The following is a 22,551-nucleotide window of genomic DNA, read 5'->3' as shown; positions in this document are numbered from 1 at the left end:
ATAATTCAAATTCCTATTTACTATAATAAACAAAATTATATTATAAATTCAACTTTTTTATTAAAAAAAGAGAGGTGGTATTATAACCAGTGCCTCTCCTTTATCATTACTGTGGTTTCTTAGGTGTAATCTGTCCTTGAACAGGCTTATCTTTATTGTTACTATCTACTGGTGGAGTAGGTTCATTAGGATTAGTTGGTGGAGTAGTTCCTGGGGTATTAGGTGTAGTTCCTCCTGGAGTATTAGGTGTAGTAGTTCCTGGAGTTTCCTCTGGTTTTACAACTGGATTCTCTTTAGGTTTTACATATTTTCCCACTGTAATATTAACAGTGGTACCTTGTTCCACTTTACTATTGCCATCAATAGATTGGGCTAATACCTTACCATCTTCCGCTTCATTTTCAGTTACTTTTTCTACTGTTGAAACTCTTAATCTAGCCTTTTCCAATCCAGTTTTTGCTTCATCTGAACTTAATCCTGTTACATTAGGAACAGTTGATAATCTAATTTGAGGTCCTTTACTTACAACTACTGTAATCTTTGTAGATGTAGTTATTTCTGCATCTGCATTTGGTTGTTGTTTTATTATTTGTCCCTTTGATATATCATCATTATATTCTTCTGTACTACTATCTATTTTTAATTTAAGTGACTCTAATTTCTTTTTAGCTGTATCTAGATCATCTTCTCGTAAGTCAGGCATTTTAAGTTTTGTTTCTCCAGAACTTACAATAACTCTAACCTTGCTTTTTGTCTTAACCTTAGTTCCAGCTTTTGGGTCTATTTCAAGAATTGTACCCTCTGGTTTATCACTCTTATCAGTACCCGCTTCTACTAAAACTAAATCTATATTGGTAAGTTTAGTTTTTGCATCTTCTATAGTACTCCCTACTATATCTGGTATTTCTACTTCTTTTCCAATACCTGTGGCACTGAAAAATGTAACTATACCAACTACTAAAGCTATTAAAAGAACTACTCCTCCAATTGCTATTATAAGTTTCATAGCCTTTTTATTATTAACACTCTTTTTTGGTGCTTCTTCGTCATCATAATCATACTCTTCGTCATCATAATCATCATCATAAAACTCTGACTCTTCATTTTTAGAATCTTTCTTACTAGACTGCTTTGATATCTCTTCAGTTACTGCCGACATTATTATTGTATGTTGATCATCAACCACTTTATCTATAATTGCATTTGGATTTTCCTTTATTTTTTGAAGATCTTTTATAACTTCTTTTGCGCTTTGATATCTTTTATTAGGATCCTTTTCCATACACTTTAATATTAATTTATTCAAACTATCTGGTATTTTAGAATTAAGACTTTTGGGTGACACCGCTTCTTCTTGTAAATGTTTTAAAGCTATAGTTACTGCAGTATCAGCTTCAAACGGTAATGCTCCTGTAACCATTTCATATAATACAACTCCTAATGAATATAAATCAGTTCTGCAGTCTATAAAGCTTCCCTTGGCTTGTTCTGGAGAAAGATAATGAGCTGAACCCATTATTGTACTAGTATTAGTAATGGTAGCTGAGGAGGTTGATTTGGCTATTCCAAAATCAGTTACTTTTATTGCACCATTTTCAGACACTAAAATATTTTGTGGTTTAACATCTCTATGAATTATTTTATTTCTATGAGCACAATCTAAAGCTTTAGCTATTTGAATAGCTGTAGATATAGCAATTTCATAATTCATTTTACCTGAGCTATTAATCACATCTTTTAATGTCTTTCCTTGTACTAATTCCATAACAATATAGTTTATATCTTCTTGTGTACCTACATCTAATATGTTTACTATATTATTATCAGATAAAGTTGCAATTGCAGTTGCTTCGCCTTTAAACTTTTGAACAATTTCAGAATTATTACAAAATTCTTTTTTAAGAATTTTAACTGCAACAAGCCTATTTAATTTATTACATCTTGCTTTAAAAACTTCAGACATTCCACCTTCTCCTATTTTTTCAAGCAATTCATATCTATTACCAAGTATAATACCATTCATACTACATCTCTCCTCCAAACAGCAATACTGTTATGTTATCTCTGCCACCTTTTTCTTTTGCCAAACTTACTAACCTTTTAGCTGCATTAATATAGTTATTTTCTTCTTTAATTATGGATAATATTTCTTCATTTGTTAGTTCGTTTGTCAATCCATCTGAGCATAGTATATATATATCATAATCATTATTTTTCAACTCAAAAATATCCACATTAACACTTCTACTAGTTCCAAGAGCCCTAGTTATAATATTCTTTTTAGGATGATTTACTGCATCTTTTTCTGTTATACTCCCAGAATCAACCAATTCTTGTACCAAAGAATGATCTTTCGTAATTTTTTTAATCTCTCCATTTTTTATTGCTAAACAAGAACTATCTCCAACATTTGCAACTTGAATAAAATCCTTAGTTATTAAACAAGCAGTGACTGTAGTACCCATTCCATTCAAAGTTTCATTTGTTTTTGAGTATTCAAATACTATTTCATTTGATTTTTGAATAGCTACTTCAATCAATTCTTCTTTTGTTGTAGAAAAAAATTCCTCACCTACGCATTTTATAATTTGTTCCGCTGCCATTTTGCTGGCAATTTCACCAGCATTATGTCCACCCATACCATCTGTTACTACGTATATCTTAAATTCATCTTTTTCTAAATAAATAGCAAAATCCTCATTTAAAGTTCTTTTTAATCCTACATCACTAACTAAGCCAACCATATTATTCTCCCCCTATCTTTTGGGTATCTATATAACTTCGTCTAAGTTGTCCACATGCTGCATTAATGTCACTTCCCATTTCCCTTCTAACAGTTACTTCTATACCTAGACTTTTTAATATATCAGAAAAATCTTTTATTGATTCCTTAGATGATCTCTTATATGAGCTTTCCTTTATTTCATTTATTGGTATTAAATTAACATGACATAGCATTCCTTTTAATAACTTGCTCAATGCTTTAGCGTCTTCTTTTGTATCATTAATACCTTTTACAAGTGCATATTCAAAAGTAACTCTTCTATTAGTTTTTTCAATAAAATAACGACACGAAGTCAAAACTTCTTCAATATTATACTTATTAGCTATAGGCATAATTTCTTTTCTTTTTTCATCACTAAATGCATGAAGTGATATAGCAAGTGTAACACTAAAATCTTTATCTGCAAGTTCATATATTTTAGGTACAATCCCACATGTAGATAACGTTATATGTCTTTGACCAATGTTTAATCCATATTCTGCAGAAACTACTTCTAAAAATTTTATAACATTATCATAGTTATCTAAAGGTTCTCCACTACCCATTAAAACAACATTTGAAATTCTTTCTCCAATATAATCTTGAACAACAATTATTTCTGATAATATTTCACCACTTGTCAAGTTTCTAACTCTACCTTCAATTGTTGATGCACAAAATTTACATCCCATTCTACAACCAACTTGTGTTGATATACATATAGAGTTTCCATGCTTATATCTCATTAATACACTTTCTATTAAATTACCATCTGAAAATTCCAGAAGAAACTTTTCAGTACCATCAATTTCAGACTTATATATTTCTTCAATTTTAGGTAATTCAATTTTAAAATTCTCCTCAAGCTTTTGGGTTAAAGATTTAGGTATATTTTTCATACCATTAAAATCTTTAACTCCTTTATATATCCATGAGATTACTTGTTTTGCCCTAAATGAACTTTCACCATTTTCTTTCATCCATAACATAAGTTCTTCTAACGTATAATCTAACAAATTTTTCATTTATTCACCTACTATTATTGCTTTTCTAGTTTTGCAACAAAAAATCCATCCATATTTTCATTAGGCATAATAGTCAAATATCCCTCTTTATTGTATACTAGATTATCTTCCTTACCAATGAAAATCTTCTTTATTTTACAGTCTTTATGTGTATTTAAAAACCATTCTATATTTTCTTCATTTTCTTCTTTATTAAGTGTGCATGTTGAATATATCATAATTCCACCAGTTTTTAAATATTCCCATGCATTTTTCATAATATCCCTTTGAATTGGAATAATCTCTCTTAAATCCGTTCTTTTTTTATTCCATTTTATCTCAGGTTTTTTTCTTATTATTCCAACACCTGAACATGGGACATCTATTAACACTCTATCTGCATATGCAACTAGGTTAGCATTTAATTTGGTTGCATCACCTAATTCAAGTTTTACATTTGTAAGACCTAATCTCTCACAATTTTCTTTTATTAATCCTAGTTTAGACTCATGTATATCAAAAGCTGATACTTCACCAGTATTTTCTAATATTTCAGCTATATGAGTTGTCTTTCCTCCTGGTGCACTGCATAAATCTAATACTTTCATATTAGGTTCTAGTTCAAGTAAAGGCGCAACTAACATAGCACTTTCATCTTGCACAGTAACCTTACCTTCCTTAAATAAAGGATTATCTTGTATTGAACTACCACCTTTAATTGAAATAGCTTCTGGACAAACAAATCCATCTTCAACTGAATATCCCATTTCAACTAATTCATCAAAAACTTCATCATAATGACATTTAACATTATTTACTCTTACACTAACCTTTGGAGTTTGATTTAATCCAGACATAATTTTTTTTGCTATATCTTCTCCATATTGCTTAATTAAAAGTCTTATCATCCAAGGTTCAAATGAAAATTTATATGCATATTCATCAATCTTATTACCAGGAACTTTAATATCATCTGGATTTTTAGTATAATTTCTTAGTATGCCATTTACAAGTTTAGATGCATCTTCAGATATTTTCTTTGCATCATCTACTGCTTCATTACAAGCTGCATAGCTTGGTATCTTATCTAAAAAAGCCATTTGATATATAGCTACTCTTAGAATATTTAAAACTTCATCATCCATAAATTTAATGTCTCTTACAAAATTTGAAATTATAATATCTAATGTTTTCTTTCTTCTTAAAACACCATATACAATTTCTGTTAACAATGATTTATCCTTATCTGCTAAATCTGCATCATTTAATTCTTTTGAAAGAACTATATTAGAATATGCTCCTTCATTTATAACTCTTCTTAATACTTTTACTGCTAAATTTCTACAATTCATATACTACCTCTTTTACTTTAATCTTTTTTTGCTTTAATCTCTATTACTAATTGCAATAAGTCTAATTAATTGTGATATTGCCATTAATGCTGCTGCTACATAAGTCATAGCTGCTGCATCTAAAACTTTAGCTGCTCCCTTTACTTCATCTGCATATAAAATATTTCTAGATTTCAATACGTTTAGAGCTCTAGTTGAAGCATTAAATTCAACCGGCAATGTGATTAATTGAAAAATTACAGCGCCCGAAAATAATACTATTCCTAAAGTAACCAATCCCTTAAGTCCCATTAATATTCCTGCCAGAAACAAAATCCATGAAAAACTTGAACTAAAATTAACAACAGGTACAATTGAATTTCTTATTACTAAAGGTTTATACGTTTCTTTATGTTGTATCGCATGCCCTACTTCATGTGCTGCAATACCAGCGGCTGCTATAGTTTGACCTGAATATACTTCTGGTGATAATCTAAGAATTCTGCTTGATGGATCATAGTGATCACCCAATTTAGTGTTTACCAATTCTATTGGTACATCCCAAAGACCTGCTTCATCTAATATCATTCTAGCTATCTGCTGTCCGCTATAACCATTCATTGTTCTTACTTTACTATACTTAGTATAAGCAGAATTAACTTTAGTTTGTGCCCAAAAAGCAATTATCATTGCAGGAATTAATATTATCATCGTAGAATCAAAAAACATAATATATTACTCCTATTCTCCTAAAATTATATTCTTATCTATGCTATGACCATTTATATATTGTTCTATAGTAAGTGGTTTTCCGTTAGGAAACTGAACTTTTTCTATAACAAGTATATTTTCTTTACAAGCAACACTTATACCTTCTTTACTTACGTCAATTATAGTACCAGGCTTCATAGAACTTTGTTCCTCTAAAACCGTAGTTTTATATATCTTCATTCTTTCGCCTTTATATTCAGTATAAGCAATTGGCCAAGGATTTAAACCTCTAACAAGATTATTAACATCATATGCATTTTCTGTCCAATTTATATGTGCTAATTCTTTATTAAGCATCTTTGCATAAAAAGTATCTTCTTCTTGTTTTATTGGATTTATTTCACCCTTATACAATCCTTCTATTGTTTTAATTAAAAGATCTGCTCCTCTTATCATTAAAATATCATGTAATTCTCCAGATGTCATATCTTTAGTTATTTTAATTTCATCCTTAAGTAGCATATCCCCAGTATCTAATCCTACGTCCATAAGCATAGTCGTATTACCTGAAACTTTTTCACCTTTTATTATTGCCCAATTTAATGGTGCTGCACCTCTATACATAGGAAGCAGTGATGCATGAAGATTTATACATCCAAACTTTGGTATATCTAATACTTCTTTAGTCAAAATTTGGCCAAACGCTACTACAATAATAAAGTCTGGATTTATTTCTTTTAGTTTATCAATTAAACCCCTATCATCTTTAAGCTTTATAGGTTGATATACTGGAATATTATGCTTTAAAGCTTCTTCCTTAACAGAAGAATATGCCATCTTTTTTCCTCTACCTTTAGGTTTATCTGGTTGAGTGAGTATAGCTTTAACTTCATGTTCCTCTATCAATTTTTTTAAAGATGGAACTGCAAAATCCGGAGTACCCATAAATACTAAATTCATTTATTAGCTCCTCCCGTTTTTCTTAGCTCTATCTGTAAATAAAGTTCCATTTAAGTGATCATATTCATGACATATAGCTCTTGCTAAAAGTTCTTCAGCTTCTATTTCAAATTCTTCGCCTTTTTCATTCAAAGCTCTAGCTTTAACATAATTTGGTCTTTTTACTTCTGCAGTTTCACCTGGTAAGCTTAAGCATCCTTCTTCGTCTATTTGTGTTCCTTCAGTTTCTAGTATTTCAGCATTTATAAATACTAGTGGACCTTCTCCAATATCTATAATAAATAATCTTTTTAATATCCCAACTTGTGGTGCTGCAAGACCAACTCCATCTAAATCATACATTGTTTCTTTCATATCATTAATTAAAGTTAATAATCTTCCATCTATATTATCAACTTCTCTACATTTCTTTCTTAATATTGGATCTCCAAATTTTCTTACATTTCTTAATGCCATGTTACTCATTCCCCCTACGTCATATTATTTGGGTTTATATCAATACTAACCCTTATTTCATTATATACACTCTTATTTAATAGATAAACCCTATCTTTTACTTTTTTGCTAAAATCATCACTTATATTCCCTTTTATAATTATCTGCCACCTATAATTATCCTTTAATTTGGTAATTATACAAGGTACTGGTCCTAATAATGTTAAATTCATTCCTGTGATTAATTCTTCCAACTTTTCTTCCAAATTATACATGAATTTTTTTAGTTTTTCTTCAAATTTTGAGGAAACATTAATTAATAGTATCTTAGCAAATGGTGGATTATTCATAATATTTCTAAGTGTAATCTCTTCTTTAAATAAAGAGTCATAATCTTCTTTTCTTGCATATTCAAGACTATAATGATTTGGATTGTACGTTTGCACAATTACATTTCCTTCTTTTTCGCCTCTACCCGCTCTTCCTGCAACTTGAGTAATTATTTGAAAAGTTCTCTCTCCAGATCTATAATCAGGAATGTTCATTGATATATCAGCAGCTAATACTCCAACTAGTGTTACATTTGGAAAATCTAATCCTTTAGCAATCATTTGAGTTCCAATTAAAATATCTCCTTCTCCATTTTTAAAAGCATTATAAATAGATTCATGAGAATTTTTATGTCTTGTTGTATCTACATCCATCCTTAGCACATTAGCTTTTGGAAAATACCTTTTAACTTCTAGTTCAACTCTTTCAGTACCTGCTCCAAAAAATTTAACATATTTGCTTTTACATTTGGGACATGTTTTACTTACTTTTTCTGCTCTCCCACAATAATGGCATATTAAATATCCATTTTTATGATATGTCATTGAAACATCACATTCTGGACATTTAAATACATATCCACAACTTCTACATGATATAAATGTGGAAAATCCTCTTCTATTTAAAAACAAAATTATCTGGTTCTTATCTTTTAAATTCTGTTCAATTGAAGAATAAAGTTTTCTACTGAATAAAGAAAGATTGTTTGCCTTTAATTCTTCTCTCATATCTATTATATCAAATTTAGGCATATTCCTCTTGTTTACTCTTTTAGTCATTTCTATCAACTTATATTTTCCTTTTAAAGATTTGTAGTAGCTTTCAACGCTAGGAGTTGCAGAACCTAATATTAACTTACATGCTTTTATATCACTTATAAATTCACCTACCTCAATTGTATGATACTTAGGATTTTGTTCAGATTTATAAGTTGTTTCATGCTCTTCATCAATTATAATTAATCCCAAATCTTGCATAGGTAGAAAAATAGCACTTCTAGCTCCTATAACTAATTTTGCTTTCCCTTGTTTAATCCTATACCACTCATCAAATCTTTCACCTTCTGAAAGTCTACTATGAAAAAGTGCTATATCATCCCCAAATCTTCCTTTAAATCTTTCAATCATTTGAGGAGTTAATGATATTTCCGGGACTAAAACTATACAACTCTTACCAGACTTTAAAGTTTCTTGAACTAAGTTCATATATACTTCTGTTTTCCCTGAACCAGTAACCCCTTTTATTAAATATTTTAACTCTTTACCCTTTAAAATTATATCCAATGCATTACTTTGCTCTTGTGTTAATACTTTAGGTATATCATCATTATAGTGACGAATATTATATCGAAATACTACTTTTTCTTCTGACTTTAAAAATCCTTTTTCTATCAACTTATTTAAAGAATAAAGTGAAAATCCTTTTTCCTTAATTAACTGACTTTTCGTAAATACGCCTTCATTCAAAGATACAAACTTATAAAGATTTATGTAATTTTCTTTTTTTAACTTTTCTTCATCTAACTGTTGTGCTGTAAATATCACACTTTTCTTTTTATTTTTCAGGCCTTTCATAATTCCAACTGGAATCAAAAGTCTTATAGCATCGATAAATTTACAAAGGTATTTAGATTTTAAAAATTTAATAAGTTTAATATCATCATTAGTTAATATAGGATAATCATCACATATAGTAATAATACTTTTAATTTTATATTTAAAATCTATTTCTTCTGTTAAAATTGAAAATACAAAACCTTCAACACCTCTATTGGATTTTCCAAATGGTACTTTAACCCTAAATCCAACATTAATTTTGTCAACAAGTTCATCTGGAATCCTATAAGTAAAAGGTCTATCTACCTCATTTGCATCACTGTTTATAATTATTTCAGCATAAATGCTCATATAAATTCACCCTTTTTTAAGACGCATTTTTTTGTTGTTTATAAGGCATCTTCAAAAAATAACTAGTTTGTATACTAGTTTATTTTGCGCCTTACTTTGTAAGGTGAAATTTACTGATAGTACCAACTATCAGTAACCTTCCTCTCCTCATCTTGCACAAAATATACATCGCATATTGGACTGTTATTTTTTTAGATGCCTAAGAAGAAAGCGCAAATTTAGCGCTTTCCAACAATAATATCAAATAAATTACTTGCAATATCACTCTTGCTCATTTTATCTAATTTAATTTGCTTACCTTCTTTAGATAAAATAATTACTTTATTATCTTCTGATGCAAATCCAGTATCATTGCTTGTTATGTCATTTGCTACAATATAGTCCAAATTTTTCTTTTTAAGTTTTCTTTGTGCATTCTCTTTTAAATCTTGACTTTCTGCAGCAAATCCAACCAAAATTTGCTTTTCTTTTTTACTACCTAATTCCATAAGAATATCACTATCTCTTGAAAAAGCTAATTCTAAATCTCCATCACTTTTTTTTATTTTATGAGCACTATATTCTCTGATCTTATAATCAGCAACAGCTGCTGACTTTATCACAATATCAGCTTCGTTGAAATGTTTAATTACTTCCTCTTTCATTTCCTCATTAGTTGAAATTCTAATAAACTCAACATTACTTGGTATTTCTAATGAAGTAGGACCAGATATTAATGTTACTTTAGCGCCTCTATTTCTAGCTTCTTTAGCTATAGCATACCCCATCTTGCCACTTGATCTATTAGTAATAAATCTAACAGGATCAATTGGTGAAATAGTAGGTCCTGCTGTAACTAAAACATTCTTATTAATCAAATCCTTTGGAATAAATTCTGATAAAATCCTATCTACTATTACTTCAGGCCTTTCAAGTTTACCTTTTCCAATAGAACCACAAGCAAGTCTTCCTGCTGCTGGTTCTATAAATTCATATCCGAAACTTTTAAGTTTCTCTATATTTTTTTGAACTATAGGATTATTATACATATTTGTATTCATGGCAGGAGCAAAAATTACCTTTGCATTTGTTGCCATAATTGTTGTTGAAAGCATATCATCAGCTATCCCATTTGCAACTTTACCTATTATATTAGCAGTCGCTGGCGCTACTAAAAATACGTCTGCTTTTTCTGCTAAACTTATATGTTGAATTTCCCAAGCTTTAGGTTCAGAAAACATGTCACATGTTACCATATTCTGACTAAGAGCTTGAAATGAAAGAGGTGTGACAAATTCAGTAGCTGACTTTGTCATAATAACCCTAACTTCAATATCTTTTTTTCTAAGTAAGCTTATTATCTCTAGTGCTTTATAAACAGCAATACCCCCGCTTACTCCTAATACAACACATCTTTTCATTATTATTACATTCTTTCGTCTTCATTTTCATATTTAACTGCATCTTTATCTACTTCATTTATAGCTATTGTTAAAGGCTTATTTGAATCTATATCAATTAAAGGTTCTGCACCTTCAATTATTTCTCTAGCTCTTTTTGAAGTTAAAATTACTAAGGAATATCTGTCCTCAACCTTTGTTAATAAGTCTACTATTGATGGATTAATCATAGAGTTGTTCATGTATTAAGTCCTCCTTTGAATCTAATATACTATGTTTTAGTCTATCTACCCTACATTTTTCAGCTGATATTATAGCTTCTAACTTTTCTACTGCAACATCAACTTTATCATTTACTACTGCGTAATTATATTTAGAAACAAAATTTATTTCTTTATATGCAGATTTAAATCTTTTCATAAGTGATTCAGGAGTTTCACTCCCTCTTTTTATAATTCTTTGTTTTAATTCTTCCATTGATGGTGGAAGAATAAATATAAATACTCCTTCTTCTGTGTTTTCTTTTACTTTTAAAGCACCTTGTATATCTATTTCTAAAATGACATCATTACCATTTTCTAATGTTTCTTCAACATTAGACTTAGGCGTTCCATAATAGTTGCCATACACTTCTGCATTTTCTAAAAAATCATTTTCATCTATTCTTTTTTCAAATTCTTCTCTTGTTAAAAAATAATAATTAACTCCGTCTATTTCTCCGTTTCTTGGACATCTTGTTGTTGCAGAAACTGATAAAGATAAATCTTTATTATTTTTAAGTAATTCCTTACATATGGTACCTTTCCCAGCACCTGAAGGACCTGATATAACAATTAATAAACCTCTTTTTTTGTTGTTCATTATTCATCAACCTCATCAACGACATCATCTTTTGTAGCTAATCTATGTGCTACAGTTTCAGGTTGAACTGCTGATAAAATAACATGATCGCTATCTGTTATTATAACTGCTCTTGTTCTTCTTCCATAAGTAGCATCTATTAACATACCTCTATCTCTAGCTTCTTGAATTATTCTTTTAATTGGTGCTGATTCTGGACTTACAATAGCAACCAATCTATTTGCAGAAACTATATTACCGAAACCTATGTTTATCAATTTTATTCCCATGCTTCTCCTCCTAATTACTCAATATTTTGAACTTGTTCTCTTATCTTTTCAATTATATCTTTTATATTTATTACTTTATTGGTCATTTCTATATTTGTTGACTTTGATCCTATTGTATTAGCTTCTCTATTCATTTCTTGAATTATAAAGTCCAATTTTCTTCCAACTGGTTCTTCTAATTCTAAAGTATGCCTTACTTGACTTAAATGACTTCTAAGTCTTACAACTTCCTCATCAACAGCTGCTTTATCGCATAAAATCGCTACTTCTTGTGCTATTCTAGTTTCATCAAGTTCTACACCTGTTAATAGTTCTTTTAATCTTTCTCGAAGTTTTTGTCTGTAATTTTCAGGAATATCATTGGCTATTTCTTCTATTTGTTTAACATATGTTTCTATTCCATTTAATTTTATTAAAATATCACTCTTTAATTTTTCCCCTTCCTTTATTCTCATATCATCCATTGAGTTAAGAGAAGTTTGTATTAAAGGTAATACTTCATTTAAAATTTCATCTAAATTTTCTTCTTTTTCTACTAAAGTAATCACTTCTGGTAATTTTGATATCTTAGTTGTTGTTATATCATCAACTAAATTTAATTGTTCTTGTATCTCTTTTAGACAATTATAATATTGTTTTGCTAGTTCACTATTTAAAACCGGCTCAGCATTTCCTTTAGAATAACTTTTATAATTAATAAAAACATCAACTTTTCCTCTGCTAAGTGTATTATTAATTACTCTTCTTATTTTTTCTTCTAAAGATAACATAGCTTTAGGCATTCTAATATTCACATCTAAGTATCTATGGTTTACACTTTTCATTTCTATTGAAAAACATATTTCTTTACCTTCTTGGCTTTGAGCTCTACCAAAACTTGTCATGCTTCTTATCATTGATTACACCTCCTCTTTAGAAGTTTGCCTTCTTCAATAACATAACTATATAATAATTAAACATTTTAAGTCAATTATCTGTTCATACTTTGTTAACATTTTTTGATTTTTATTATGATAGTATACAATAGATTATGTTCTAAATGGATATTGCTATATAAAATATCAACACTATTTTAAAACATAGCCATAAATTAAAATACTTTTATTTGTACAAAAAAAGTATAAAAATCAACTCAATGTTAATTTCTATACTTTTAAAATTACTTGTTTTTATAAGAAAAATAATTTAAATAAAAATATTACTGCTAAAATTATCATAACCCATGATACTTTTTTCTTATCTTTCTTATTCTTTGCAAAAATTATATTATATATTACGTTAATAAATACATATGATAATACTCCCATAATTAATCCATCACCAATGCTATATGTAAGTGGCATTAATGCAATCGTTAAAAATGCTGGAAGACCTTCTGTTATTTCATTAAAATCTATATTTCTAACTGATCCAAGCATTAAATATCCAACATATATTAATGCTGGTGCAGTTGCACATGATGGAATAGCTATAAATATTGGAGAGAAAAACATAGCAATTAAAAATAATACTCCTACTACAATTGCAGTCCAGCCTGTTCTACCGCCTTCTTCAACACCTGTTGAACTCTCAACATAAACTGTTATCGCTGAAACTCCAAGGCAAGCTCCTACTGTAGTACCAACTGCATCAGCAAGTAATGCTCTGCCTGCATTAGGTACATTTCCATCTTTATCTAGCATTCCTGCTCTTGAACTAACTCCAACTAATGTTCCAACGCTGTCAAAAAAATCTACAAATAAAAATGTAAATACCACAGTAATAAAAGCCATTATATTATCCGGATTAAGTAAATACCCAAAATCTATTTTCCCTGCAACTGGTGCAATACTCTCAAATTTAAATATTCCGTTTGGAATAAAAATTCCAAGTTCTGCTGCAACAGTTGGGTTTATTAATGCATATCCCCACGCCAATAAAGTACTAACTAAAATACCAATTAGCATAGAACCCTTTATTCCTTTTTTATCAAAAACTGCAATTATTAATATACCAATGCAAGTAATCAAAACTGTTGGAAGGGCAAAATGTCCTAAAGTTAAAAAAGTGGCATCACTTTTTACTACCAATTTACTGCCTGTAAAACCTATGAATGCAATAAACAATCCAATTCCTGCTGTAACTGCATATTTCATATTCATTGGAATGGCATTTACAACCCATTCACGAATTTTACATAATGACATTAGAATAAACAAAATACCCTCTACGAATACTGCTGTCAAGGCAATTTCCCATGAAATCCCTTTACCTAAAACTACTGAATAAGCAAAATATGCATTAAGTCCCATACCTGAAGCTAATGCAAAAGGTAAGTTGGCAATTATTCCTACAAGTATTGTAGCGAAAGCTGCTGATAAGCATGTTGCTGTTACAAGTGCACCTTTATCCATACCAGTTTGTCCTAATATATTAGGATTTACAGCTATTATGTATGACATTGTTAAAAAAGTTGTAATACCTGCTATGATTTCTTTTTTAAAATCAACATTTTTATTGGAAAATATTTCTAATATTCTCCCTGACTTTTTTTCTTGTTGCATTTTCTTTCCTCCTAAATCATTCAACTTAAAAAAAGCCACTAAGTATTCATATAGATAACTCATAGTGACTTAAAAATTAATATAGTCGTACTCATAGTCAGATTATTTACGGCATCTGGTAGAAACTCGTGAACCCTATTATCACGATTATATGAGCTATCTGTTTACAACTATTATTATATATTCAAAGTCGAACGTTGTCAACAATAACAGCATTAATCTTCATGTGTTATACGAATGTTACAATGAAATATACGATTTTTATTCACATATATTGTCATCATATATTCCATTTTCAAACATTTCTCTAATATCAGTAATATTATCAGTATAATTTATTGCTATTATTAATTTGATTCTAGCTTTTTGTCCTGCTAACATATCTCCAAATATAGCTCCAAAATTCCTTATATTTTTTCCTCCACCTTCATAACCATAAGATTCAAATACTCTTCCTTCAAAGCATCTTGATACAATAATTACGGGGATATTCCTTTCTATTGCACATTTAATGCCAGAAACCATTGATGGCGGTACATTTCCTCTTCCTAAAGCCTCAATCACTATTCCATCATATCCTTTATCTATAGCAAAATCTATGAAAGATGAGTCCATTCCAGCTGCACATTTAATTAATGCTACATCTTTTTTTACATCTTCAATTTTCATATGTATTGATTCTGGACTATTTCTATAAAAAATGACTTTATTATTATCTACAATACCTATCGGTCCAAAATTAGGTGTACTAAACGCATTTAAGGCCATAGAATTTTCTTTTGTTACTTCTCTTGCACTATGTAACTCTCCATTAAAACATACTAAAACTCCTCTGTTTTTTGCACTACTAGAAATTGCTGTACATATTGATGTAGCTAAATTAAATGGTCCATCATAACCTAATTCATCACTACTTCTCATAGCTCCAGTTACAACTACAGGCTTATCAGTTTTTAAAGTTAAATCTAAAAAATATGCTGTTTCTTCTAATGTATCAGTTCCATGAGTTATGACTACTCCTGATATATCCTCTCTATTTAATAATTCTTGAACTAAATTTGATAGTTCAAGCATTAATTTAGGTGTCATATGTGGTGATGGTAAATTAGAAAAAGTATGATTCTCAATTTCTGCATGGCCTTGAATCCCCGTAACCATAGCCATTATATCTTCTCCGCTTAAGCTTGGAACTGCCGCTTTAATTTTTTCATCTACTTTCATAGAAATAGTTCCACCATTAAATATAACTGCTACCTTTTTCATTATTATTCCCCCGTTTTTATATATTAATCACTCTTAAAAATAATAAATTATTTTCATTAGTATATTCTTCTCGTTATCTTCTTTATACTTATATATTTATCACATAAAAATACTCTTGGTAATCCAAGAGTATAATAAATTATTTTTTTGGCAGGTCGGCGTATCCTGCATCTCTGTTTACTAATTATGCATATGAAATAAAATAACAAGTCAAAGATGTGATGTATATTTTGTCTTAAGATAAGTTCAACTAAATTCATCTGGAGTATAAAACTCCACCTGAAAAATTTCACTTTATGTCAGACAAGGAGATAATGTTAGCTCCTAGCTGAGACTATTAGATAACATTACCGACTCAGTATGACGCAAAATAGACTAGCATACCGACTTATTATTTTTTTGAATATGCCTTATAGCGTATGAGGAGCCTTTTCTCACCTCAAAAAAACTAATTTAAAATCTATTCATGATATACTACATTTCATTTTTTATCATTACAGCTTATCAATCTTCCACTATTTAATCTAGCATTTATTTTAGATTCCGTAATAGGATACATGGTTGCTACATATACATATTGCCCTTCTCTATCAACTTCTAATCCTAAAAGGATGCTATTGTCAATTTTTTTTATTAGCTCAAAAGATCCGCATTCTCCTCTTAGTTTATCTATTCCTATATAATCAGGATTTTTAATTATTTGTTCCATAGTTTCTATTATATTGTGTTTAACTTTTTTTGTGAGTTGTTTCCCATGTTTTTTTATTATATGATTTATAACTCCCGGAGAGGCATAAACAGTTGATGAAAATTCAAATTCTATTAGTTCAGTTATTAAGAACTTTAAATTCCCTACTTTCTTGTAGTTCTTATACGCTCTTCTCATGATATCCCTCATTTATATCCTTTCTTTTATTATATAACATAAAAATATAATTTGCTATGTATTGCATAACAAAATACTTCTTATACTAAATATGTACGAGATAAAAATGAAATTTACGCACATTCAAAAAAATAATAGACCAGTATGTTTGTCTATTTTGCGTCAACTACGTCGGTAAATTCAACTAATAGCTCACTACTAACTAAACTTACCTCCTTGTCTGACACCAAATATACGACGCATCTTTGGCCTATTATTTTCTTTCATGTGCCTTAAAAGTTTCCCTTTTAAACGCCTTAAGTATTATCTATGATTAGTTAAAGTATTATACAAATCAATCCTCCATTACCTTCATTTATAATCTTTTGAAGTGTTTTTTGAATTTTAACTTGTACATCTTCAGGCATTTTATATAATTTATTTTGAAGACCTTCTTTCACAAGAACTTCCAATGATTTTCCAAACATATTACTTTGCCAAAGTAGTGCTGGATCTGTTTCAAACTGTTCAAGTAAGCCTTTAACAAGTTCTTCTGATTCTTTTTCAGAACCCATTATAGGACTTATTTCTGTTTTTATATCACATTTTATAAAATGTAAGCTTGGTGCACTTGCTTTAAGTTTTACTCCATATTTACTGCCTTGCTTAACTATCTCAGGCTCCTCAAACTTCATTTCAGCTAATTGAGGGGCAACTAGTCCGTACCCAGTTTCTTTTACATCATCTAATGCATCCTTAACCTTATCATATTCTGTCTTAGCATGAGTTAAATCTTTAATTATTCCTAAAAGATCACTTTCTGAGTTAACTTCTAAATCACAGATTTCACTAAGTACTTTATAGAATATTCCATCTTTAGGTTTCATAAGTACATTGGCAATACCATTTCCTAAATTTACTTCTCTTATTGAAGCTACTCCCATAAATTCCTTTCCTTCAAAACTATCTAATACAAATTTAACATCTCTTACCTTTGAAACGTCATTGCTCATATCCATAATTATGTCGAAAAAGTCTTTCTTTAACCAGTGATTCCCATCTAATTTTTCTAACCATTCTGGCATATCTATATTAATCTCTTTTATTGGGAACTCTTTAAGTACATATTTAAATAGATCTTCAATATCCTCCTCATTCATGTTATATACATCCATAACCTTGACTGCAACATTATATTTTTCTTCTAACTCCTTCTTTAAAGCTTTAGTTTCTTGAGAATTAGGCCTGTTTGTATTAAGTAAAACAACAAATGGTTTGTTTAATGATTTAAGTTCAGAAATAACTCTCTCTTCTGCTTCTAAATAATCTTCTCGGTCTATTCCTGTAATGCTGCCATCTGTTGTAATTACAAGTCCTATGGTTGAATGATCTTTTATAACCTTTCTAGTACCTATTTCAGCTGCATCTTCAAAAGGAATTTCATACTCATACCATGGTGTATGTACCATCTTACTTTCTTCTCCTTCTAAATATCCTAATGCACTTTTTACAATATATCCTACACAATCAACCATTCTAACCTTAAACTTAATCTCATCCCCCAAATTAATTTCAACTGCTTCATTAGGTACAAATTTAGGTTCTGTTGTATGGATACTTTTTCCTGATCCACTTTGTGGGAGCTCATCTTTTGCCCTTTCTTTCTTATAAGTATTATCAATCTTTGGTATTACCATAAGGTCCATAAATTTTTTAATAAAAGTAGATTTTCCTGTTCTTACAGGCCCAACTACTCCTACATATATGTCCCCTTGAGTTCTTTCAGCTATATCTTTGTATATGTTAAAGCTGTCCACGTGATCCCCTCCTATATTCTTTTTACCAATATATATATATTCGATCACAGTAAAAAATATACAACTTATAATAAATAATAATAAATTTAAAAATAATAAAAGTCCTAAAAAGAACTCCTTACACATGTATATGGTGTAATAATTCTTTTTAGGACTAAGGCACATTCAAAAAAATAATAGACCAGTATGCTTGTCTATTTTGTGTCATACTTTGTCAGCAAATTCAGCTAATAGCTTGCTATTAACTGAACTTGCCTCCCTTGTATGACACAAAATATCCAGCGCATCTTTGGCCTATATTTTCTTTCATGTGCCTAATATTAAAATATTTCACTTTTTTTATCTCTGAGCATAAGCTCTTCAACACCTTGTTTTGGATTTTTATCTTCAAATAAAACCTTATATAACATATCTGTTATAGGCATTGATATATTTATCTTTTCCTTCAATTCATAAAAGGCTTTACATGCCTTCACACCCTCTACTACCATGCCGACTTCATCAAGAACTTTATCAACAGACAATCCTTGCCCTATCAATAGTCCAGCTCTTCTATTTCTAGAATGCATAGAGGTGCATGTTACTATTAAATCTCCCATACCAGTTAGTCCATAAAAGGTTTCAGCCTTACCTCCAAGATGGATACCAACTCTTGAAATCTCTTTCATCCCACGTGTCATTAAAGCAGCTTTTGTATTATCTCCATACCCTATTCCATCTAATACTCCTGCAGCTAGTGCAATTATATTTTTTATAGCTCCTCCGATTTCAACACCTATTATATCGTCATTAGTATACACTCTAAAAGATGATGTCATAAATAAATTTTGAACTTCACTTGCATATTCCATCTTTTCAGAAGATGCTACTAATGCAGTAGGGAGTTCTAACGCTACTTCTTCAGCATGACTTGGTCCAGATAATATTACTACCGGATTATCTAATTCTTCTTTTATTACAACTGACAATCTTTTATCAGTATGCTCCTCAATTCCTTTAGCAATAGAAATTATCGGGATATTATCCGGTATTTTTCCTTTTAATTGCTTTGAAACACTTCTTATCACATGAGAAGGTACTGCTAAAACTACATAATCAGCATCTTTAACAGCTTCTTCAATATCATTAAATGCCGTGACTTCTTCTAAAATTGTTAAATTTTTAATAAATTTATCATTTTTTCTATTTATATTTATATCATTAACAACATTTATACTTCTATCATATATACTTACAATATTATTTTTCTTTGCAAGTAATATAGCTAAGGCAGTTCCAAAGCTACCTCCGCCTAAAAAAGTCACTTTACTCATCTTTATTCCTTCCTTTGTCTATATTCTATTTGTATACCTGTTCCTTTAAAATCAAAGCTATCCCTTAATTGATTTTCTAAATATCTTTCATATGAAAAATGACTTGCATTAGAATCATTTACGAAAAATACAAACTTAGGTGGCTTTGTTGCAACTTGTGTTGCATAATATATCTTCATTCTCTTAAGTCCAACTGTAGGTGGCTCTTTCATAAGTATAGCTCTACTTATTACATCATTTAGTATACCTGTTGAAACTCTCTTGTTATAATTGTCATAACATCCTTTTGCTATTTCTAATACCTTATGAGTTCTTTGACCAGTTAATGCTGAAATAAATAGGTATTGAGCATAGCCTAAGAATTTTAAATTACCTTGTAATTCTTTTTTGAATTTATCTAAAGTCTTATCATCTTTCTCAACAAGATCCCATTTGTTAACAATAACCATTATAGCTTTGTTTAATTCATGAGCATATCCGATTATCTTTTCATCTTGTTCTGTAACTCCTTCTTGAGCATCTACCATAAGTATACAAACATCCGCTCTTTCAATTGCAGTATAAGTTCTTATAACACTATATCTTTCTATCTCTTCTTTTACTTTACTTTTTCTTCTAAGGCCTGCTGTATCTACTAAAATAAATTTTCCTTGATCTGTTTCTAAGTAGCTATCTATAGAATCTCTTGTTGTTCCTGCCACTTCAGAAACAATTACTCTTTCTTCTCCTAATAGCTTATTAATTAAAGATGATTTTCCTACGTTAGGCTTTCCTACCATAGCTATTCTTATATATTCATCATCTTCATTATCAGCAGCAACTCTATCAAAATGTTCAACTACTCTATCTAACATATCTCCAAGTGCTAAACCTTGAGTTGCTGATATTGTTATAGGATCACCAATTCCTAAATTATAAAATTCCCAAATATTTTCTTCATATTTTAAAGAATCAATTTTATTTACAACTAGTACTACTGGTTTTTTACTTTTTCTCAACATATTTGCTACTTCTTCATCTGCTGCAGTTAATCCTTCTTTACCATCAACTATAAATACTATAACATCCGCTGTTTCAATAGCAATATTTGCTTGCCTTCTCATTTGCTTTACTATAATATCATCTCTTTCAGGCTCAATTCCACCTGTATCAATTATCGTAAAATTATAATTTAACCATTCTGCTTCCGCATAAACTCTATCTCTTGTTACACCTGGTGTATCTTGTACTATTGAAATTCTTTTACCTGCTAATTTATTAAATAATGTTGACTTTCCAACATTAGGTCTTCCAACTATGGCAACTATCGGCTTTCCCATTAAATCTCCTCCTTATACTCATTGAGTATCTTAATTAAATCTTCTCCTGTATAATCTGTAACTATAACTCTCACATCTAAAGCATCTTCAATGTCTCTAATTTTAGTATCATCTAGCATAATTCTTTCATTAGAATCTGCTAATTCATATCCTTTTCTAAACATATTGTCAGCCATCAATAAATATTTACTATTTATTTTGCCCTTTAATTGATCTATTATATCAGTTCCAGTTAAAAGTCCAGTTATTGTTATTGTCTCTCCAAAATAATTATTTTTTATGTTATAAACATCTAATTTAATATTTGGATTCTTTTTTAAAATTTTATTTCTAGCTTCTAAAATTTGATTATATGCTAAAGCACCTGTTGCAATTGAAAAACTGCCTTTCATATTTTCATCTAAATCTTCTAATGTATCATCTATTACATCTTTAAAGTATCTTACAATACCTACTCCGTCTTCTAATTGTTCGTAACCATTATAAAATTCTTCACTTGGAATTTCCTTTTCTGAGACTATGTAAAATTCATCAGACAATCTAACGAAAGGTTCATTAACTTCTTTAATATATCTGTCTTGAAGTTTTTTTATTAGCTCAATTTCTTTACCTGCCTGTTCCTTCGTAAATGTGTTTACATGTTTAAGATTTTCTCTAAATTTAGTTATTCCTATTGGTACAACTGCAACTGTTGCAACTTGAGGATATAAAGTATATAAATCTTCTATAGTTCTAACTAATTCTTCTCCATTATTTATTCCTGGTATACATACTATTTGAGTATTTATTGTAATTCCGGCTTTCACTAGTTTCTCAAGTCTAGTAAAGATATTACCAGCAAATCTGTTATTTAACATTTGAACTCTAAGTTCTGGATTAGTTGTATGTACTGAAACATTTATTGGACTTATTTGATATCTTATTATTCTATCAATGTCCGCTTCTTTCATATTGGTTAATGTAACAAAATTACCTTGTAAAAAAGATAATCTAGAATCATCATCTTTAAAATATAAGGTATCTCTCATTCCTTTTGGTAATTGATCGATAAAACAAAATATACATTTATTACTGCAGCTTTTGGCTTTATCCATTATGCCTCCGCCAAATTCAATTCCTATATCTTCTCCATATTCCTTTTCAACTTCTATTTCCCAAAGTTCACCGCTAACTTTTTCAATTTCTAGAAGTATTTCTTCATCTGCAGCTAAAAATTTATAATCTATAATATCATCTATTGGATTATTGTTAATAGATATTAAACTATCGTTTTCCTCTATACCAACTTCATCCGCAATGCTACCCTCAATTACCTTTGTTATAATATTTTTCATCATTTCACTCCTAATTATAACATACTATCCTTGTTATATTAACCTAACATCGTGTTTTAGTCAATAAAGCTAGTTATATTAAGTTACTGTAAATAACATATACAGTTGTTTTTTATATAGCTAATACTAAAAATAGAGCTATGATT

The 22,551-nt window shown here is 29.6% G+C and carries 20 protein-coding genes and 1 riboswitch; all 20 genes read right to left on the bottom strand.

Annotated elements, in window-relative coordinates:
* Positions 1-106 precede the first annotated feature (106 nt).
* The 20 genes from pknB to BM027_RS07190 all read right to left on the bottom strand — a co-directional run bounded on the left by pknB (position 107) and on the right by BM027_RS07190 (position 22,405).
* Positions 107-2,023 (bottom strand): Stk1 family PASTA domain-containing Ser/Thr kinase, encoded by a 1,917-nt coding sequence (pknB, locus tag BM027_RS07285; protein WP_090090220.1) that lies wholly within the window; start codon positions 2,021-2,023, stop codon positions 107-109.
* Position 2,024: 1 nt separating this feature from the next.
* Positions 2,025-2,744, bottom strand: a complete 720-nt coding sequence (locus BM027_RS07280) for a Stp1/IreP family PP2C-type Ser/Thr phosphatase (RefSeq protein ID WP_090090217.1) — start codon at positions 2,742-2,744, stop codon at positions 2,025-2,027.
* 1 nt (position 2,745) lies between these two features.
* A complete protein-coding gene (gene rlmN / locus BM027_RS07275; RefSeq protein WP_090090215.1) occupies positions 2,746-3,789 on the bottom strand; it encodes a dual-specificity RNA methyltransferase RlmN in 1,044 nt (347 codons plus the stop codon).
* A 14-nt stretch (positions 3,790-3,803) separates the two neighbouring features.
* A complete protein-coding gene (gene rsmB, locus BM027_RS07270; RefSeq protein ID WP_090090212.1) occupies positions 3,804-5,120 on the bottom strand; it encodes a 16S rRNA (cytosine(967)-C(5))-methyltransferase RsmB in 1,317 nt (438 codons plus the stop codon).
* Between the two features lie 33 nt (positions 5,121-5,153).
* Complete coding sequence (locus BM027_RS07265) at positions 5,154-5,828, bottom strand: zinc metallopeptidase (protein WP_175559954.1); 675 nt, start codon at positions 5,826-5,828, stop codon at positions 5,154-5,156.
* A 12-nt stretch (positions 5,829-5,840) separates the two neighbouring features.
* On the bottom strand, positions 5,841-6,770 hold the full coding sequence (gene fmt, locus BM027_RS07260) for a methionyl-tRNA formyltransferase (protein WP_090090206.1): 930 nt from the start codon (positions 6,768-6,770) through the stop codon (positions 5,841-5,843).
* A gap of 3 nt (positions 6,771-6,773) precedes the next feature.
* Entirely contained in the window at positions 6,774-7,226 is a 453-nt protein-coding gene (gene def, locus BM027_RS07255) for a peptide deformylase (RefSeq protein ID WP_090090204.1), read from the bottom strand.
* Between the two features lie 14 nt (positions 7,227-7,240).
* On the bottom strand, positions 7,241-9,442 hold the full coding sequence (gene priA, locus BM027_RS07250; RefSeq protein ID WP_090090201.1) for a primosomal protein N': 2,202 nt from the start codon (positions 9,440-9,442) through the stop codon (positions 7,241-7,243).
* 218 nt (positions 9,443-9,660) lie between these two features.
* The gene (coaBC, locus tag BM027_RS07245) at positions 9,661-10,842 is read right to left on the bottom strand and encodes a bifunctional phosphopantothenoylcysteine decarboxylase/phosphopantothenate--cysteine ligase CoaBC (RefSeq protein WP_090090198.1); all 1,182 of its coding nucleotides are present in this window, start codon (positions 10,840-10,842) and stop codon (positions 9,661-9,663) included.
* Between the two features lie 5 nt (positions 10,843-10,847).
* Entirely contained in the window at positions 10,848-11,063 is a 216-nt protein-coding gene (gene rpoZ / locus BM027_RS07240; protein WP_090090195.1) for a DNA-directed RNA polymerase subunit omega, read from the bottom strand.
* Entirely contained in the window at positions 11,044-11,682 is a 639-nt protein-coding gene (gene gmk / locus BM027_RS07235) for a guanylate kinase (protein ID WP_090090192.1), read from the bottom strand. Before gmk ends, rpoZ begins: the two co-directional genes overlap by 20 nt.
* Positions 11,682-11,951, bottom strand: a complete 270-nt coding sequence (gene remA, locus BM027_RS07230) for an extracellular matrix/biofilm regulator RemA (protein WP_090090191.1) — start codon at positions 11,949-11,951, stop codon at positions 11,682-11,684. Before remA ends, gmk begins: the two co-directional genes overlap by 1 nt.
* A 14-nt stretch (positions 11,952-11,965) precedes the next feature.
* Positions 11,966-12,847 (bottom strand): YicC/YloC family endoribonuclease, encoded by an 882-nt coding sequence (locus tag BM027_RS07225; RefSeq protein ID WP_090090189.1) that lies wholly within the window; start codon positions 12,845-12,847, stop codon positions 11,966-11,968.
* 273 nt (positions 12,848-13,120) lie between these two features.
* Positions 13,121-14,494 carry an NCS2 family permease gene (locus BM027_RS07220; protein WP_090090186.1) on the bottom strand — a complete coding sequence of 458 codons (1,374 nt, stop codon included), beginning with the start codon at positions 14,492-14,494 and terminating at the stop codon, positions 13,121-13,123.
* Between the two features lie 74 nt (positions 14,495-14,568).
* Positions 14,569-14,669, bottom strand: a riboswitch (purine riboswitch).
* 86 nt (positions 14,670-14,755) lie between these two features.
* Entirely contained in the window at positions 14,756-15,757 is a 1,002-nt protein-coding gene (locus tag BM027_RS07215) for an asparaginase (protein WP_090090184.1), read from the bottom strand.
* Between the two features lie 481 nt (positions 15,758-16,238).
* Positions 16,239-16,643 carry a PBECR3 domain-containing polyvalent protein gene (locus tag BM027_RS07210; protein ID WP_090090181.1) on the bottom strand — a complete coding sequence of 135 codons (405 nt, stop codon included), beginning with the start codon at positions 16,641-16,643 and terminating at the stop codon, positions 16,239-16,241.
* Between the two features lie 317 nt (positions 16,644-16,960).
* Positions 16,961-18,439 carry a stage IV sporulation protein A gene (gene spoIVA, locus BM027_RS07205; protein ID WP_090090178.1) on the bottom strand — a complete coding sequence of 493 codons (1,479 nt, stop codon included), beginning with the start codon at positions 18,437-18,439 and terminating at the stop codon, positions 16,961-16,963.
* A 320-nt stretch (positions 18,440-18,759) separates the two neighbouring features.
* A complete protein-coding gene (locus tag BM027_RS07200; protein WP_090090175.1) occupies positions 18,760-19,752 on the bottom strand; it encodes an NAD(P)H-dependent glycerol-3-phosphate dehydrogenase in 993 nt (330 codons plus the stop codon).
* A 2-nt stretch (positions 19,753-19,754) separates the two neighbouring features.
* On the bottom strand, positions 19,755-21,071 hold the full coding sequence (gene der / locus BM027_RS07195) for a ribosome biogenesis GTPase Der (RefSeq protein WP_090090172.1): 1,317 nt from the start codon (positions 21,069-21,071) through the stop codon (positions 19,755-19,757).
* Complete coding sequence (locus BM027_RS07190; protein WP_090090169.1) at positions 21,071-22,405, bottom strand: DUF512 domain-containing protein; 1,335 nt, start codon at positions 22,403-22,405, stop codon at positions 21,071-21,073. Before BM027_RS07190 ends, der begins: the two co-directional genes overlap by 1 nt.
* Between the last annotated feature and the right edge of the window lie 146 nt (positions 22,406-22,551).

It is taken from the genome of Clostridium uliginosum (assembly GCF_900112485.1).
In the GTDB taxonomy this organism is placed as follows: domain Bacteria; phylum Bacillota; class Clostridia; order Clostridiales; family Clostridiaceae; genus Clostridium; species Clostridium uliginosum.
Note: the sequence above shows the minus strand (reverse complement) of the source record. Positions and strands in the feature narration are given on the sequence as shown.

Bases quoted from the DNA above. Each gene is read 5' to 3' on its own strand.
- pknB (WP_090090220.1), bottom strand. From the start codon at position 2,023: ATGAATGGTATTATACTTGGTAATAGATATGAATTGCTTGAAAAAATA.
- BM027_RS07280 (WP_090090217.1), bottom strand. From the start codon at position 2,744: ATGGTTGGCTTAGTTAGTGATGTAGGATTAAAAAGAACTTTAAATGAG.
- rlmN (WP_090090215.1), bottom strand. From the start codon at position 3,789: ATGAAAAATTTGTTAGATTATACGTTAGAAGAACTTATGTTATGGATG.
- rsmB (WP_090090212.1), bottom strand. From the start codon at position 5,120: ATGAATTGTAGAAATTTAGCAGTAAAAGTATTAAGAAGAGTTATAAAT.
- BM027_RS07265 (WP_175559954.1), bottom strand. From the start codon at position 5,828: ATGTTTTTTGATTCTACGATGATAATATTAATTCCTGCAATGATAATT.
- fmt (WP_090090206.1), bottom strand. From the start codon at position 6,770: ATGAATTTAGTATTTATGGGTACTCCGGATTTTGCAGTTCCATCTTTA.
- def (WP_090090204.1), bottom strand. From the start codon at position 7,226: ATGGCATTAAGAAATGTAAGAAAATTTGGAGATCCAATATTAAGAAAG.
- priA (WP_090090201.1), bottom strand. From the start codon at position 9,442: ATGAGCATTTATGCTGAAATAATTATAAACAGTGATGCAAATGAGGTA.
- coaBC (WP_090090198.1), bottom strand. From the start codon at position 10,842: ATGAAAAGATGTGTTGTATTAGGAGTAAGCGGGGGTATTGCTGTTTAT.
- rpoZ (WP_090090195.1), bottom strand. From the start codon at position 11,063: ATGAACAACTCTATGATTAATCCATCAATAGTAGACTTATTAACAAAG.
- gmk (WP_090090192.1), bottom strand. From the start codon at position 11,682: ATGAACAACAAAAAAAGAGGTTTATTAATTGTTATATCAGGTCCTTCA.
- remA (WP_090090191.1), bottom strand. From the start codon at position 11,951: ATGGGAATAAAATTGATAAACATAGGTTTCGGTAATATAGTTTCTGCA.
- BM027_RS07225 (WP_090090189.1), bottom strand. From the start codon at position 12,847: ATGATAAGAAGCATGACAAGTTTTGGTAGAGCTCAAAGCCAAGAAGGT.
- BM027_RS07220 (WP_090090186.1), bottom strand. From the start codon at position 14,494: ATGCAACAAGAAAAAAAGTCAGGGAGAATATTAGAAATATTTTCCAAT.
- BM027_RS07215 (WP_090090184.1), bottom strand. From the start codon at position 15,757: ATGAAAAAGGTAGCAGTTATATTTAATGGTGGAACTATTTCTATGAAA.
- BM027_RS07210 (WP_090090181.1), bottom strand. From the start codon at position 16,643: ATGAGAAGAGCGTATAAGAACTACAAGAAAGTAGGGAATTTAAAGTTC.
- BM027_RS07200 (WP_090090175.1), bottom strand. From the start codon at position 19,752: ATGAGTAAAGTGACTTTTTTAGGCGGAGGTAGCTTTGGAACTGCCTTA.
- der (WP_090090172.1), bottom strand. From the start codon at position 21,071: ATGGGAAAGCCGATAGTTGCCATAGTTGGAAGACCTAATGTTGGAAAG.
- BM027_RS07190 (WP_090090169.1), bottom strand. From the start codon at position 22,405: ATGAAAAATATTATAACAAAGGTAATTGAGGGTAGCATTGCGGATGAA.